12 protein-coding genes and 1 tRNA gene are annotated in these 15,083 nt (G+C 67.2%); 11 read left to right on the forward strand and 2 right to left on the reverse strand.

All coding sequences use genetic code 11. The annotated features are described in order from the left end of the window. Window positions 1–123: 123 nt before the first annotated feature. The 6 genes from EL272_RS04930 (at window position 124) to uvrC (ending at window position 8,469) form a co-directional block, all read left to right on the forward strand. Window positions 124–199 (forward strand) — tRNA-Arg (locus tag EL272_RS04930). An 18-nt stretch (window positions 200–217) separates the two neighbouring features. After that, window positions 218–1,525 (forward strand): PrsW family intramembrane metalloprotease, encoded by a 1,308-nt coding sequence (locus EL272_RS04935; protein WP_082793779.1) that lies wholly within the window; start codon window positions 218–220, stop codon window positions 1,523–1,525. After that, entirely contained in the window at window positions 1,522–3,243 is a 1,722-nt protein-coding gene (locus EL272_RS04940; protein ID WP_014846118.1) for a P-loop NTPase family protein, read from the forward strand. Before EL272_RS04935 ends, EL272_RS04940 begins: the two co-directional genes overlap by 4 nt. Further along, window positions 3,243–4,805 carry a GTPase gene (locus EL272_RS04945; RefSeq protein ID WP_014846119.1) on the forward strand — a complete coding sequence of 521 codons (1,563 nt, stop codon included), beginning with the start codon at window positions 3,243–3,245 and terminating at the stop codon, window positions 4,803–4,805. The genes EL272_RS04940 and EL272_RS04945 overlap by 1 nt, the downstream gene beginning before the upstream one ends. 39 nt (window positions 4,806–4,844) lie before the next feature. After that, window positions 4,845–6,527 (forward strand): energy-dependent translational throttle protein EttA, encoded by a 1,683-nt coding sequence (ettA, locus tag EL272_RS04950; RefSeq protein WP_041697283.1) that lies wholly within the window; start codon window positions 4,845–4,847, stop codon window positions 6,525–6,527. Window positions 6,528–6,531: 4 nt separating this feature from the next. After that, a complete protein-coding gene (gene uvrC, locus EL272_RS04955; protein ID WP_014846121.1) occupies window positions 6,532–8,469 on the forward strand; it encodes an excinuclease ABC subunit UvrC in 1,938 nt (645 codons plus the stop codon). Between the two features lie 18 nt (window positions 8,470–8,487). Here uvrC and EL272_RS04960 read toward each other — a convergent pair whose 3' ends face one another. Both EL272_RS04960 and EL272_RS04965 read right to left on the reverse strand, forming a co-directional pair. After that, window positions 8,488–9,858, reverse strand: a complete 1,371-nt coding sequence (locus EL272_RS04960) for an anaerobic C4-dicarboxylate transporter (RefSeq protein WP_061787158.1) — start codon at window positions 9,856–9,858, stop codon at window positions 8,488–8,490. A 79-nt stretch (window positions 9,859–9,937) separates the two neighbouring features. Continuing rightward, window positions 9,938–11,107, reverse strand: coding sequence for an MFS transporter (locus EL272_RS04965; RefSeq protein ID WP_126409359.1), 1,170 nt, complete (start codon window positions 11,105–11,107; stop codon window positions 9,938–9,940). 127 nt (window positions 11,108–11,234) lie between these two features. Here EL272_RS04965 and EL272_RS04970 point away from each other — a divergent pair, with 127 nt between their 5' ends. From EL272_RS04970 to EL272_RS04990, 5 genes are all read left to right on the forward strand, one after another. Next, window positions 11,235–11,810: a biotin transporter BioY gene (locus EL272_RS04970; protein ID WP_061787156.1), complete on the forward strand. Its 576-nt coding sequence runs from the start codon at window positions 11,235–11,237 to the stop codon at window positions 11,808–11,810. Then, window positions 11,807–12,505 carry an energy-coupling factor ABC transporter ATP-binding protein gene (locus EL272_RS04975; protein WP_014846124.1) on the forward strand — a complete coding sequence of 233 codons (699 nt, stop codon included), beginning with the start codon at window positions 11,807–11,809 and terminating at the stop codon, window positions 12,503–12,505. Before EL272_RS04970 ends, EL272_RS04975 begins: the two co-directional genes overlap by 4 nt. Beyond that, window positions 12,502–13,125, forward strand: a complete 624-nt coding sequence (locus tag EL272_RS04980; protein ID WP_014846125.1) for a CbiQ family ECF transporter T component — start codon at window positions 12,502–12,504, stop codon at window positions 13,123–13,125. The genes EL272_RS04975 and EL272_RS04980 overlap by 4 nt, the downstream gene beginning before the upstream one ends. 114 nt (window positions 13,126–13,239) lie before the next feature. Next, window positions 13,240–14,103, forward strand: coding sequence for an RNase adapter RapZ (rapZ, locus tag EL272_RS04985; protein ID WP_014846126.1), 864 nt, complete (start codon window positions 13,240–13,242; stop codon window positions 14,101–14,103). Further along, window positions 14,100–15,047: a gluconeogenesis factor YvcK family protein gene (locus EL272_RS04990; protein WP_014846127.1), complete on the forward strand. Its 948-nt coding sequence runs from the start codon at window positions 14,100–14,102 to the stop codon at window positions 15,045–15,047. The genes rapZ and EL272_RS04990 overlap by 4 nt, the downstream gene beginning before the upstream one ends. The last annotated feature ends 36 nt before the right edge of the window (window positions 15,048–15,083 follow it).

Genomic DNA, 15,083 nt, shown 5'->3' on the forward strand with positions numbered 1-15,083 from the left:
AGTATTGCCCGGACCTCGCACCGTGCACAGCAAGATCCGGTCGAGATGCGTAGAATCTGCGGTCAGGAGATCCCGAACGCGCGGAACGCCATGGCCACGGTTCCTCGTGGGAAGGACCTCCGGGCCCCAGTAGCTCAGTGGATAGAGCAACAGCCTTCTAATCTGTAGTGCGCAGGTTCGAGTCCTGCCTGGGGCGCCAAGTACCCTGTAGAACATCATGACTCAGGTTGTAGATCGGCAACGCTGGCTTTCGGGCCTGCCCTCCGCCTCCCAACGCCCGTGGTGGCAACGCATGCTGCGAAGCCCGCTTTTCTGGATCACCCTCGTGCTGGTCCCGTTCTTCGTCTACAACCTGGTCGACCAGTACCAGTTGTTGAACCCCGACCGCACCTATCCCGACGGGACGGTGGCCCTCGGACTGAACAACGAATCCCTGCGAATGGCGGCCTACTGGGCCATGTGGACGGCCCTGGTGTACACGATGCTGTTCATCTGGCTGGACAGGTTCCGCCCCCAGAAACCGCTCATCTGGTTCCTGTCGTTCGGGTGGGGGGCCTGCACCGCGACGTGGGCGAGCATCTACATCAACTCGTGGGCGGGGCAGATGATGCAGACCACCAGCGCAGATGCCGACTCGGGCACACGGCCCGCGATTTTCATCGCCCCGTTCGTCGAAGAGGCCACGAAAGCCACCGTCCTGTTCCTGCTGGTCGTCTTCTACCGGAACCGTTTCATCTCCCGGATCAACGTCGTCTCCCTGGCTGGGCTGTCCGCGATCGGGTTCGCCTTCGTGGAGAACATCATCTACTACGCCCGCGTGATCGTGTTCGCGACCAACCACATCGAGGTGGGGGACCCGGAGCAGGCGGTGCTCAAGTTGGTGATGCTCCGGGGCGTCTACACCTCCTTCGGGCATCCGATCTTCACCATGATGACGGCCTTCGGGATCGCCGTCGCCCTGGGGGCCCGCAGCAAATGGGTGCGGGTGACGGCCCCGCTCGCGGGTTTCCTGCTCGCGGCCGGGGGACACATGCTCTTCAACGGCGTCTCAAGCCTCAACTCGGTGGACAACCTCAAGAACCAGTGGTACATGGCCCTCGGTTTCGTGGCCGCGATGGTTCTCTTCCTGGTGGCGAGCGTGGTGGGGGAGACCCGCGTGCTGCGGCACCGTTTCATAGACCTCAGGCAGGGCGGGTGGCTCAATGACCAGGACGTGATCGTCTACTCCAGTCCGTTCCGGCGCATCAAACTGCACCTGGCAGGGATCTGCCGCGGCCCGAAGGTGTGGTGGCGGACCGCGAAGTTCATGCGGCTGATCACCGAACTGGCCCACACCCGGGAACAGACCACCCGCGGCACCGTCGGTCCCGGTTCCGATGACCGCACCCACGAGCTGGTGCACCAGATCGAGGAACTCCGCCCTGACGCGCTCACCGACACCAAGGGGCTTACCATCATTCCCAGGCGTCGTCCCCAAAATGGCGCCACCCCCTACCCGCCCTTCCCCTATCAGCCCAATTCATGAAAAATCCCCTGGCCGACGCCCTGACGGGGCTGTTCCTGGTCCTGCCCAACATTCGTTTTCCTGTTCCCCTGGACGGCGCCGAGGCCCTGGCGACGAGGGCCCGGGCCGTGAACCGGCAGGTGGAGGACTACCTCCTGCCCAGGGCACGCCGCCTGGATGCTCCGCTGCTGGCCGTGGTCGGAGGATCGACGGGGGCGGGAAAATCCACGATCGTCAACTCCCTGATGGGGGAGGTCGTGACCCGAACCGGGGTGCGGCGCCCCACGACCACCGCCCCCACGCTGATCTGCAACCGGGAGGACCGGGACTGGTTCCGTTCGGGGGCTGTGCTGCCCGAACTCGTCCGGACCGATCACGAAACCGAGGGATCCCGGGCCCTGCGCATAGTCACCACCGAATCGCTGCACGCGGGCATGGCGTTGCTGGACGCCCCCGACATCGACTCGATCGACGACGACAACCGGCTGCTCTCCCGGCAGCTGCTGGCAGCAGCCGACCTGTGGCTGTTCGTGACGACCGCCACCCGGTACGCGGACGCCGTCGCCTGGGAACTCCTGGGAGCAGCGGCGGCCCGCGACGCGGTCGTCGCATTGGTTCTCAACCGTTGTCCACAGGTTTCCGTTCCGGACCTGCGTTCCCACCTGGGACAACTCCTCGCGGCGCGCGGAATCCGGATCCAGGGACTGTTCAGCGTCCCCGAGCAGGAGGGAAAGGACGAGGGAATCCTGCCGCCGGAGCTGGTCTCGGAACTGAACCAGTGGCTCGACAGGATCGCCAAGAACCGCAAGGAACGCCACGCAGTCGCGGTTCAAACCCTGGCCGGGACGGTTAGGGGACTGGACGCGGAGCTGCGTTACCTGGCCGACGGGAGCCGCAGCCAGCTTGCCGCAGTCGTCCAGCTGCGGGATTCCGCGGAGGTGGAGTTCCGGTTGGCGATGGAGGAGATCAGTCGCGCCACCGCGGATGGTTCCATGCTCCGTGGGGAGGTGCTGAGCCGGTGGCAGGACATGGTCGGCACGGGGGACCTGATGCGCGGCATCGAGGAACGGATCGCCGCCGCCCGCGACCGCCTCACCGAATGGTTCACCGGGCGGAAACGGGTCGAGCCGGTCGAGGCCGCCATCTCGGAAGGGCTCGTCGCGCTGATCGTCGAACACGGAACCGCCGCCTGCCAGCGCGCGGCGAGCCACTGGTCGCTGACCCCGTGGGGGCAGGCGCTGGTGACCGGGGACCGGGATCCGCTCAGCAGACCGGACCCCTCCTTCACGGCCGAGGCGGAGCGGCTCGTCAAGGCCTGGCAGGGAGACATCCTCGCCATCCTCGAGCAGGAGGGACGCTCCAGGCGGCGCACCGCCCGGTTCCTGGCGCTCGGCACCAACGCCATCGGGGTTTCCCTGGTGATCACGGTGTTCGCTGCCACGGGCGGGTTGACCACCGCGGAGATGGGGATCGCGGGAGGTTCCTCTGTGCTCGCCCAGCGATTCCTGGAAGGAATTTTTGGGGACGACGCCGTCAGGCGTCTTGCCGCGCGCGCCCGGGCGGAACTGGACAAACGGATCTCGGCGCTGCTCGGGTCCCAGTTCGCCCGGTTCGACGCCCGCCTGGATCAGCTGGGAGTGGAGGCCAGCCTCCCTGATCGCCTGGTTCGCGCCGCCGACGAATTGAAACTGGCCAGCGCCGAGGCGTTCGAGGCGCTGACCAGGCCGGAGGGTTACTGATGCGCTTCAGGCTGAACTGCCTGACCGAGCTGATCGATGTTACGCGAGGGCGCGTGCCGGATGAGCTGACGGGGCGTGCCGGCAAGACCTTGGAGCGAGCCGGACAGCGTCTCCGCTGGGGGGAGCAGACCGTCGTGGCGCTTGCCGGGTCGACCGGCTCCGGCAAGTCGTCGCTGACGAACGCGCTGGTGGGATCGGACGTTGCGGAAGCGGGGGTGCTCCGCCCCACCACGGCCGAAACCCTCGCCGTGAGCTTCGGGAACACCAACGCCGAGCTCCTGGACTGGCTCCGGGTCGGGCACCGCCAGGAGGTGCCGGCCGGGCAGGACGGCTTCGGGGGGCTGGTGCTGCTGGACCTGCCCGATCACGACTCCATGGTCTCCTCCCACCGCGCCGAGGTGGATCGGATAGTGCCCGTGGTCGATCAGTTCATCTGGGTGCTGGATCCCCAGAAATACGCTGACGCCGCCGTACACCACGGCTACCTGAGGCCACTTTCCCGGCACGGCGAGGTGATGGCGGTGGTGCTGAACCAGGTGGACCGGATACGCGCCGCCGACCTGGATGACTGCCTGGCGCATCTGGGACAACTGCTCGACTCCGACGGCCTGGCGGGTGTGCCGCTGTTCGCCACCAGCATCGCCACCGGGGTCGGGATCGATGCGCTGCGGGAGCATCTGGCCGATGTCGTCGCGGGGAAACGTGCTGCCAGGACCAGGCTGTCCGTGGATCTGGACCAGTTGGCCGGGCAGTTCGAGGTGGTCTGCCGGGCCGGGCCGGAGAAACCCGGCGAGGAGGACATCGAGGTGCTGGAGGCCGGGTTGGCCGAGGTCGCGGGGGTACCCCGGATGATTGAGGTGGCAGCGGAAACCATCCGGTACCGCGGCGTGTTGGCGACGGGCTGGCCGATGACCCGGTGGGTGCACCGGCTGCGTCCCGACCCGCTGAAACGGCTCCGTACCGGGCTCCCGGGACCGGGGACGGTGGGAGACGGTTTCGTTCCCGACTGCGGACCGGTGGCCATGGCCCAGCTGAGGATCGCGCTGCGCCAGTTCTCCGACGCGGTCGGCAACGGCTTGGGAGAGGACTGGCAACGGGCCCTGGGGGCGGCATGCCAGCGCGATCGCGATCTCCTCCCGGACCTGCTCACCGATGCCGTCATGACGACGGATCTGGGGCTCTCCCGGACCCCGGGCTGGTGGCGCGCGGTCCGGGTGATCCAGTGGTTCCTGCTGGCCGCCGTGATGTTGGGCCTCGGCTGGTTGCTGGTGAATCTGCTGTTCATCTGGGTCGGTCTCCCGGCCCCGGCGGTCCCCGGCGACGGGGGAGGGATGAACATCCCGGCGTTGCTCATCATCGGAGGGGCCGGGGGCGGGCTGTCGTTTTCGTTCCTGTCCAGGGGGCTCGTGGCGGCCGGGGAACGCTCCGGGATCCGTCGGGTCACACGAAGGCTGCGTGGCGCGGTCGGGGAGGTGACGCGGGGGCACGTCGTGGCCCCGCTGACGGCCGAACTGGAACGCCTGGCGGAGGCCCGCCGGCTGATACGGGGTCTTCGGGCGTAGCTGGCATACTGGCCAGCGGTCACGATTGAAGGGATGTTGATGGCGGAGTTCATTTACACGATGCAGAAGGTCCGCAAGACGGCGGGCGACAAGCTGATCCTCGACGACGTCACGTTGGCGTTCTTCCCCGGCGCGAAGATTGGTGTCGTGGGTCCCAACGGCGCGGGCAAATCGACGCTGCTGAAGGTGATGGCGGGGCTGGAACAGCCGAACAACGGGGAGGCGAACCTTGCCAAGGGCGCCAGCGTTGGCATTCTTCTGCAGGAACCGCCGCTGACGGAGGGCAAAACGGTCCAGGAAAACGTCGAGGAGGCCGTGGCCGACATCAAGGCGAAGATGAAACGCTTCGACGAGATCGGCATGGAGATGGCCGAACCCGACGCGGACTTCGACTCCCTGATGGCCGAGATGGGCAACCTTCAGACGGAACTCGACGCCCACAACGCCTGGGACATCGACGCCCGCCTGGAGCAGGCCATGGACGCCCTCCAGTGTCCTCCGCCGGACACCGTCGTCGATGTCCTGTCCGGGGGAGAGAGGCGTCGCGTCGCGTTGTGCAAACTGCTGCTCCAGCAACCCGACCTGCTGCTCCTCGACGAGCCGACCAACCATCTCGACGCCGAATCCGTGAACTGGCTCGAGGGGCACCTCAAGACCTACCCGGGGGCGGTTCTGGCCGTCACCCACGACCGCTACTTCCTGGACAACGTCGCCGAGTGGATCTGCGAGGTTGACCGCGGGAAGCTGCACCCCTACGAGGGCAACTACTCCACCTACCTGGAGACCAAACGGCAACGCCTCCAGATCGAGGGAAAGAAGGACGCCAAGCGCGCCAAGATCCTGGAAAAGGAACTCGAATGGGTCCGTTCCTCCCCGAAGGCCCGGCAGGCCAAGAACAAAGCCCGCCTGCAGCGCTACGAGGAGCTCGCGGCCGAGGCCGAGCGGTTCCGCAAGATCGACACCGCCGAGATCAACATCCCGCCCGGGCCGCGGCTGGGTTCGGTCGTGCTGGAGATCAACGGCCTCACCAAGGGTTTCGGGGATCGCGTGCTGATCAAGGACCTGTCGTTCTCGCTGCCGCGCGCCGGGATCGTCGGGATCATCGGTCCCAACGGTGTCGGCAAGACCACCTTGTTCAAGACCATCACCGGCCAGGAGGAGGCGGATGCCGGGACCGTGAAGGTAGGCGACACGGTTTCGTTCAGCTACGTGGACCAGAACCGCGCCGGCATCAACGCGGAGGAGAACGTGTGGCAGGTGGTCTCCGACGGTCTCGATCACATCAAGGTCGCGAACTTCGAGATGCCGTCGCGGGCCTACGTGGCCTCCTTCGGGTTCAAGGGCCCCGACCAGCAGAAGAAAGCCGGGGTGCTCTCCGGTGGTGAACGCAACCGCCTCAACCTGGCTCTTACCCTCAAACAGGGCGGCAACGTGCTGCTGCTCGACGAACCCACCAACGACCTCGACGTGGAGACCCTCTCCAGCCTCGAGGACGCGCTGCTGGAGTTCCCGGGCTGCGCCGTCGTGATCTCCCACGACCGGTGGTTCCTGGACCGGGTGGCCACCCACATGCTCGCCTGGGAGGGTGAGGACGAGGACGGCACACCGCGCTGGTTCTGGTTCGAGGGCAACTTCGCGGACTACGAGGCCAACAAGATCGAACGGCTCGGAGCCGAGGCGGCCCGACCGCACGCCTCCAAGCACCGTCGGCTGACCCGCTGAGGCGATGGCTGACCCGGCCAGCTACCGGCCCAGGCCGGGCAGCATCCCCACGGATCCCGGCGTCTACCGGTTCTTCGACGCCTTCGGGAACGTCATCTACGTCGGCAAGGCGAAGAACCTGCGTTCTCGCCTGAACTCCTACTTCGCCGACCCGTCGTCGCTGCACTTCCGCACCCAGACGATGGTCAGGACCGCCGCCAGGGTGGAGTGGACCGTGGTGGCGAACGAACTGGAGGCACTCCAGCTCGAATACACCTGGATCCAGCAGTTCGACCCGCGGTTCAACGTCAAGTACCGCGACGACAAGTCCTACCCGTGGCTGGCCGTCACCTGGAACGAGACCTACCCCCGGGTGTTCGTCGGCCGCGGCGCGAAACGACGCGGCACCCGCTACTTCGGCCCCTTCGGGCAGGCTTGGGCCATCCGGGAAACCGTGGACGCGCTGCTGCGGGTGTTCCCCATGCGTTCCTGCACCGACGGGGTGTTCAAACGCGCCAAGGCGTCGGGGCGCCCATGCCTGCTGGGTGACATCGGGAAATGCTCGGCCCCGTGCGTGGGGAGAGTGGGCTCGGAGGAGCACCGGGAGATCGCGGATGGTTTCTGCCGTTTCATGGCGGGCGAGTCGGACCGCATCGTCCAGGAACTGGAACGCGAGATGTTCGAGGCCTCCGCTGACCTGAACTTCGAACGGGCCGCGGTGCTGCGCGACCAGCTGGCGGGGCTGGCGAAGGCCCGGGAACGCAACACGGTGGTGCTTCCGGAGACCACCAGGGCCGACGTGGTGGGTTTCGCCGACGACGGCCAGCAGGTGGCGGTGCAGATCTTCCACATCCGTGGCGGCCGGATTACGGGGGAGCGGGGCTGGATCGCCGACCGTTCCGACGACCGCGACCTGGCCGAGCTGCTGGAGCCTTTCCTGCTCCAGCTCTACACCGGCGAGAACCCGCCGCCCCCGCTGATCCTCAGCTCCGTGCCCGCCGAACCGGAGCTGGTCGCCCTGCTGGAGGGGATGCGCGGCGCGCGGGTGGAGGTGCGGGTCCCGGTCCGAGGCGACAAACGCACCCTCCTGGAGACCGTGCTGCGCAACGCCGAGCTGTCCCTGCAGCAGCAGGCAGCCAGGCGGGCCTCGGACCTGACCACCCGGAACCGGGCGCTGGAGGAGATCGCCGATGCCTTGGGTCTGGCGGAACCGCCCCTGCGCATCGAGTGCTTCGACATCTCACACACCCAGGGCACCGAGGTCGTCGGCTCCATGGTGGTCTTCGAGGATGGCCTGGCCCGCAAATCCGACTACCGGCGGTTCGTCATCAAGAGCTTCGAGGGATCCAATGACGTCGCGGCCATGGACGAGGTGTTGAGCCGGCGCCTCGGAAGGCTGTTGGACGAACGCTGCCGCGACGAGGACGAGGCCGGGCCGCTGCTGGTGGATCCCACCACGGGCGCCCCCCGCAAGTTCTCCTACGCGCCCGCTCTGATCGTCGTCGACGGTGGCGCCCCACAGGTGACCGCGGCCGCGCGGGTGCTGGAGGAACTCGGCCTGGCCGGGGAGATCGCCCTGTGCGGGCTGGCCAAACGCCTGGAGGAGGTGTGGCTGCCCGGCGAGGAGTACCCCGTGATCCTGCCCCGCGCGTCCGAGGGGCTTTACCTGCTGCAGCGGGTCCGTGACGAGGCCCACCGGTTCGCCATCACCCACCACCGGGGCAGGCGCAGCAAGGCGATGCTGTCCTCGGCCCTGGACGCGGTGCCCGGCCTGGGGGAGATGCGCAGAAAGGCGTTGATCTCCCATTTCGGGTCACTGAAGAAGCTGCGCGGAGCTACCCCGGAGGAGATCGCTGCCGTCCCGGGGATCGGTCCCAAGCTGGCCGCGGCCGTCCACGAGGCCGTCTCCGGCACCGGCGGCGAGGCGATCAACCTGGCCACCGGGGAGGTCACATCCACCTGAGACGACCGGTGCGTGGGGTCATCGCAGCAGCAGGTGCGCCAACCCGGTTCCGACCAGACAGGACGTGATGACACAGATGAAGCCGGGAATCAGGAACGAGTGGTTGATGATGAACTTGCCGATGCGCGTCGTTCCGGACCGGTCAAAGCCGATCGCCGCCAGATCCGACGGGTAGGTCGGCAACACGAAGTAACCGTAGGCCGCCCCGAAGAACCCCACGATCGTCACCGGATCGACCCCGAGCCGCAGGCCGACCGGCACGAAGGCCGTGACGGCGGCCGCCTGGCTGTTGACCAGTTTGGATACCAGGAACAGGGTGACCGCGTAGAACACGGGATAGGCCTGCACGATTCCGGCCAGGGAGGCCATCAACGAATCCAGGTGGGCGTGGAAGAAGGTCTCCGCCATCCACGCCACCCCGAACACGGAGAAGATCGCCGACATTCCGGCCTTGAACACCGCGCTGTTCGGCACTTCGCTCATCTTCACCTTGCAGGCCACCATGATCACGGCCCCGGAAACGAGCATCATCATCTGGATCACCAAGGTCATCGACAAAACGGTCGGTTGCCCGCTCGCATTCGGGAAATGCGGGCGGATCCCGTCGAAGGCCCCCAGAACCACCACCAGCGCGATGGCGGTGAAGAAAATGCCGACGGCCCAGTACGCCTGCTTGGGAAACACCTTGTCCTGGAGGGTTGCCCCCTCGTCCCCGCCGTACACGTAGGCACGTTTCACGGGATCGGATATGAGCTTCTGGAACTCGGGGTCCTTGTCCAGGTCCTTACCCCGGCGGAGGCTCCAGAACGCGGCGAGCAGCACGCCGAGGAAACTGCTGGGGATCGAGACCATGAGGATCTGTGGGATGGAGAACGCCACCCCGGTGATCCCGGCCTCCTTGGCCAGGATCGTGGCCATCGACACCACGGCCACGGAAACCGGTGACGCGGTGATGCCCATCTGCGCCGCCACGGACGAGACGGCCATCGGGCGTTCGGGCCGGATGTTCTTGCTGAGCGAGATGTCCTCGATGATGGGGAACATCGTGTACACGACATGGCCCGTGCCGCACAGAACGGTCAGGAACCATGTGGTCAAGGGCGCGAGGATGGTGACCCGGGTGGGGTGTTTGCGCAATAGTTTCTCGGCGTACTTCATCATCACGTCGAGACCACCGATGGTCTGGAGAACCGAGGCGCAACCGATGACGGCGAGGATCGTCAGCATGACGTCGATCGGCGGTTCGCCCGGAGGAAGCTGGAAGAAGAAGACGAGAAGGGCCAGGCCGATACCGCTGATCAGGCCGAGCCCGACACCCCCGTAGTGGGTTCCCAGCAGGAGACACCCAAGAACTATGACGACCTGGAGAATGATCAGGAAAGTGCCCATTTTGCCGCTCCCACGATGGATGCCTCGAAGCTGAGGCACAGGCTTGGGGTCAGCCTACGCCTCGAATCCTCCGAATGGATCAAGAATGTGTATTTCTCAAATCCGGCTGGGTGTTGCGGAAAGCGGCAGTTGCCAGCACCGCCAGGGCGCCGATGGTGAGACTGGCGAGCATTCCACCCCGGCCCCCGCCGAGGGAGTCGATGGCGATGCCCGCCAAGGCGGAACCCGCTGCGGCTCCGATCAGCTGGCCCGTGGTGATCCAGCCGTAGGCCTCGGCGGTGTCCGCGAAAGGCACGCTGCCTGCTATCACCGACGAGATCGCCGCTATCGAGGGCGCGGTCCCCAGCCCCGCGACGAACAGGGCCAGCGCCAGCCCCCAGAATCCCGACACCAGCACGGCAGCGACCAGTCCCAGGGTCATGACCAGCATCCGAGCGGGGAGGGACCAGGGGCTGATGGGCCGCTGCCCGATAGCGAGTCCGCCGATCATGGAGCCGAGGGCCGAGATGGCCAGGACGATCCCGCCGAGCAGCGAGCCCTCCCCGAACCAGGCCACCACCGCGGCCTCCATGGCTGCCAGGGAACCGATCAGCAGCAGGGATGCCAGGGTCATGAGCAGCACCGAGGGGTTCGCCAACACCTTCCCGAAACGCCCCGTCGCCCTGGGGATCCGCAGGCCCCGGACCGCCGGTACGAGGATGAACAAAATCCCCCCGGCCAGCTGGATGCCGGTGACGACCAGGAGGGCGGTCACGGTTCCCAGGTACACCACCAGCGCGGTGATCACCACGGGACCGAGCACCCAGATGATCTCCTGCAGAGCGGCGTCGAGGCTGAACAGGGGGGTGACGAGGTGCTGCGGCACCAGCTTCGGGTAGAGGGTGCGGACGGTGGGCTGGACCGGCGGGATGGTGGCCCCGGCCACCGTGGCCAGCAGCGTCATCGCCCACAACGGGAGCTGGAAGATCACCAGCGGGGTCAGTGAGGCAGTGGTCACCAGCAGGCAGGTCAGCAGCACCGGCAGGGTGCCGTACCGGTTGAGCTGCCGGGTGATGACCGGTCCCGCCGCCGCCATGCCGATCGAGAACGCCGCCAGCACCGTGCCCGCGGAGGTGTAGTTGCCCTGCACGTGTTCGACGTGCATCAGCATGCCGAGGGAGAACATTCCGGCGGGCAGCCTGGCGGCCAGCTGACTGGCCATGACCCTTGCCAGCCCCGGGGTTCTCAACAGTTCGGCAAAGTCACGCACGGGCGAAGTGTACGGGGAAGCGCCGGGGCGCGTTGCGCAGCTGGCCGGGCCAGGACTTGAACACTGTTCAACGTGGGGTGTTGAATGTCCCCGTCCCCAACCGTCAACAACCAAGCAGGAGGCAACAGTGCCCGCATCGGCTCGTTTCTTCCGGGGCGGCGATCTCGCCTACGTGGCCGTGTTCGCGGCCCTCATCGCCGCGCTCTCGATCGTTCCCGGTTTCAACATCGGCCCCGTCCCATTCACCCTGCAGACCGTCGGCGTCGGCCTGGCGGGACTGTGCCTGGGCCCCTGGCGCGGATTCGCCTCGGTTCTCCTATACCTCCTGGTCGGCGCGGCCGGGCTTCCCGTCTTCGCCAAGGGAGGGGCCGGGCTCGCGCCCTTCGTCGGCCCGACGGGTGGCTACCTGATCGCCTTCCCGCTAGCGGCGCTGCTGGCCGGATTCGTAGCCGTATTGGCGTTGAAACGAGGACTGAGCGCCAGCACCCCGGTGATCTTCTTCCTGGGCCTGCTTGCGGGCCGCTACCTCATCATCCTTCCCCTGGGTGTGTTCGGGTTGATGCGGGCCGGTGGAGTGGACTTCGGCAAGGCGCTCGGGATCGACATGGGATTCTGGGTGAGTGACGCCATCAAGAGCGTGATCGTCGTGATCCTGGCCTACGCGGTTCACCGGGCCTTCCCACGCCTGCTGGCCCAGCGGTGATCCAACTCACCGACGTCGACCTCGTCATCCCGCCGATTCGCAAGGGAGACGAGGCCAGGAGCCTGCTCACGGGGATCAACCTGACTCTGTCGGAGCGGCGCGTGGCGGTGATCGGTGCCAACGGGTCGGGCAAGTCGAGCCTGCTGAGGCTCCTCAACGGCATGCGGCAGCCGACCTCCGGCACCGTGAGCGTCAAGGGCCACGACGTCGCCGAGGAGCCGCGGAAGGTCCGCCAGCTCGTCGGGTTCATCTTCACCGACCCCCTGGCCCAGCTGCTGATGTCCACCCCGATCGAGGACCTGACCCTCAGCCTCGGGCACCTGCCCAGGAAGGAACGAACGGGCCGCGCCCAGCAGATCCTCGACGAGCGGGGCCTGGGGCATCTGGCCCACCAGAGCATCTATGACCTCTCCGGTGGGGAACGCCAGATGGTGGCGCTGGCCAGCGTGCTGGCCGTGCGACCGGAGGTGATAGTGGCCGACGAACCCACCACCCTGCTCGACCTGCGCAACAAACTGGCCCTGCGTCGCGCCCTCGCGGAACTGGAGCAACAGGTCATCTATTCCACCCATGACATGGACGTGGCGGCCGACGCCGACCGGGTGATCGTCATCGAGGGGGGACGGGTGACCGCCGATGGCGAACCCGGTGAGGTCATCGCCTGGTATGAGAGAGCCATGGGGGTGACCGGGTGAACGTTCACGCGAGTCTGCTCGGCCTCCACCAGCCGGGGGAGGGGTGGCTGTTCCGGCTCGGGGTGGGATGGAAATACCTCCTCATGCTCACCCTGAGCCTCCCGGCCCTGATCATCCAGGCCTGGCCGGTCACCCTCGCGGCGTTGGCTCTGACGATCACGCTGCTGGCCAGTTCCGGGATCGATCCGGCCCGGATGTTGCGGATCGGGTGGGCGATGTGGCTGATCCTCGGGTTGCTGGCCGCCTACCAGCTGGTGGTCCTGAATCCGCGGGCCGCGGTGGTCGTGCCCGGGAACCTGCTGCTGGCCGTCCTCGCCGCGCGTCTGCTGACCCTCACCACCCCGACCCCGGAGCTGTTGAACGCCCTGATCGTGGCCCTGCGGCCGATCCGGTTCGTCGGGCTCAATCCCGAGCGGGTGGCCTTGGCGGTGGCCCTGATGATTCGTTCCATCCCCTACCTGCTCGGCCTGTTCGATGACGCGAGGGATGCTGCCCGGGCCCGCGGGGCGGAACGCAATGTGGTTGCGCTCCTCATGCCGATGGTGCTCGGTTCCGTCGCCCACGCGGAACGCACGGGCGAGGCCCTGGCCGCCCGGGGACTCGGGGAACGCGAACAGTGACGAACCTCACCGGGGCGAACACCGGCAGCCGTATGGGAGGCGGGGTGACACAACTCCTCCGGTGGTGTGGATGAAATCGTGATGCCGTTCAGGTGAGCGACTAGTGTCTCCCTCATGGTGGAAGTGCAGGGGCCCGCGGAGATCGTGATCGTGACGGGAATATCCGGGGCGGGGCGGCGCACGGCCGCTCACACCATGGAGGACCTGGGCTGGTACGTGGTGGACAACCTGCCCCCCGCGATGCTGCCCATTCTCGTGGACCGGATGGGGACGGCGGAGCGGCTGGCGGTGGTGGTCGACGTGCGCTCCAGGGAGGAGTTCGAGCAGCTCCCCACCGCCTTCGCGGAGGTCAAGGCGCGGGGCTATCGCGTCACGGTGCTGTTCCTGGAGGCCAGCGACGACGTGATCGTGCAACGCCAGGAGTCCAACCGCCGGCCACTGCCGCTGCAGTACGGCGGCCGGCTGCTCGACGGCATCGTGCGTGAACGGCGGCTCCTGGCGGATCTGCGGGCCTCCGCCGACATCGTCGTCGACACATCCCGGCTCAGTGCCCGGCAGCTCGCCCAGCGCGTCTCCAACCACTTCGGGACCGACGCCACCGACAACCTGAGTGTCGCTTTGATGTCTTTCGGATTCAAGAACGGGCTGCCGGTCGACGCCGACATCGTCTTCGACGTGCGTTTCCTGCCGAACCCCTACTGGGTTCCGGAGCTGCGCCCCAAGACCGGGCTGTCCCCGGACGTGGCCTCCTACGTGCTCTCCCAGGACGCCGCCCAGGAGTTCCAGGGATGCATGCTGGGAGTCATCGAGGTGGCTGCCCCCGGATACCTCACCGAGGGCAAACGCCAGGTCACCGTCGCGATCGGGTGCACGGGCGGGAAACACCGTTCCACCTCCATGACCGAAGAGCTGGCCATCCGGCTACGCGGCCGGGGATACGGTGTCAGTGTGTTGCACCGGGATCTGGGGAAGGAATGAGCTGGCCGAGAGGATCCGCGATCGTCGCCTTCGGTGGCGGACACGGACTCCACACATCCCTGACGGCCCTGCGCCGGATCACGGACCGGCTCACGGCCGTGGTCACGGTGGCCGATGACGGCGGCTCCTCCGGGAGGTTGCGAAGCGAGTTCGGCTGCCTGCCGCCCGGTGACCTCCGCATGGCCCTGGCGGCGCTGTGCGGTGATGACCAGGTGGGGCGGCGCTGGGCCAAGGTCCTCCAGTCGAGGTTCTCCGGGGACGGGCCGCTGGGCGGGCACGCCATCGGGAACCTGCTCATAGCGGGTCTCTGGCAGCAGCTGGACGATCCCGTGGCGGGCCTCGACATGGTCGGGGAGCTGCTCAGGACCCGGGGCAGGGTGCTTCCGATGAGCTCGGTTCCCCTGCAGATCGAGGCCGACGTGCTGGGACTCGACCCACTCGCCCCGGACGAGCTGTGCACTCTGGCGGGGCAGGCCACCGTCGCCAAAACCCGGGCCACGGTCCAGTCTGTCAGGTTGGTGCCCGAGAACCCGCCGGCCCACCCGGAGGCGGTGGCGGCCGTCCGGCAGGCCGACGCGATCGTGCTGGGACCCGGTTCCTGGTTCACCTCGGTGATTCCCCACCTGCTGGTCCCGGAACTGCGCGACGCGATCCTGTCCACCCCGGCCCGCCGCATCCTCGTCATGAACATCACGGCCGCCGACGAGACCGACGGGTTCACCGCCTCGCGGCACATCGAACTGCTGGCGGAACACGCCCCGACCCTGCGTCTCGACTTCGTGCTGGCCGACGTCGGTTTCGTCGGTTCCGACCGTCACCTCACCCAGTTCGCGGCCTCTCTCGGGGCCGAGCTGGCAGTGGCCGACATCCGCTGCCACGACGGCAGCGCACGTCACGATCCGAAACGACTCGCAGACGCCTATCAGGAGCTTCTTGCCAGCTGAGACCCACGCCATGAGGGAATTGGTGGAATGATGGCT

The organism is Arachnia propionica, from assembly GCF_900637725.1.
Classification (GTDB): domain Bacteria; phylum Actinomycetota; class Actinomycetes; order Propionibacteriales; family Propionibacteriaceae; genus Arachnia; species Arachnia propionica.

Excerpts from the sequence above, each read along its gene's own strand:
- EL272_RS04935 (WP_082793779.1), top strand. The coding sequence starts at position 218 with ATGACTCAGGTTGTAGATCGGCAACGCTGGCTTTCGGGCCTGCCCTCC.
- EL272_RS04940 (WP_014846118.1), top strand. The coding sequence starts at position 1,522 with ATGAAAAATCCCCTGGCCGACGCCCTGACGGGGCTGTTCCTGGTCCTG.
- EL272_RS04945 (WP_014846119.1), top strand. The coding sequence starts at position 3,243 with ATGCGCTTCAGGCTGAACTGCCTGACCGAGCTGATCGATGTTACGCGA.
- ettA (WP_041697283.1), top strand. The coding sequence starts at position 4,845 with ATGGCGGAGTTCATTTACACGATGCAGAAGGTCCGCAAGACGGCGGGC.
- uvrC (WP_014846121.1), top strand. The coding sequence starts at position 6,532 with ATGGCTGACCCGGCCAGCTACCGGCCCAGGCCGGGCAGCATCCCCACG.
- EL272_RS04960 (WP_061787158.1), bottom strand. The coding sequence starts at position 9,858 with ATGGGCACTTTCCTGATCATTCTCCAGGTCGTCATAGTTCTTGGGTGT.
- rapZ (WP_014846126.1), top strand. The coding sequence starts at position 13,240 with ATGGTGGAAGTGCAGGGGCCCGCGGAGATCGTGATCGTGACGGGAATA.
- EL272_RS04990 (WP_014846127.1), top strand. The coding sequence starts at position 14,100 with ATGAGCTGGCCGAGAGGATCCGCGATCGTCGCCTTCGGTGGCGGACAC.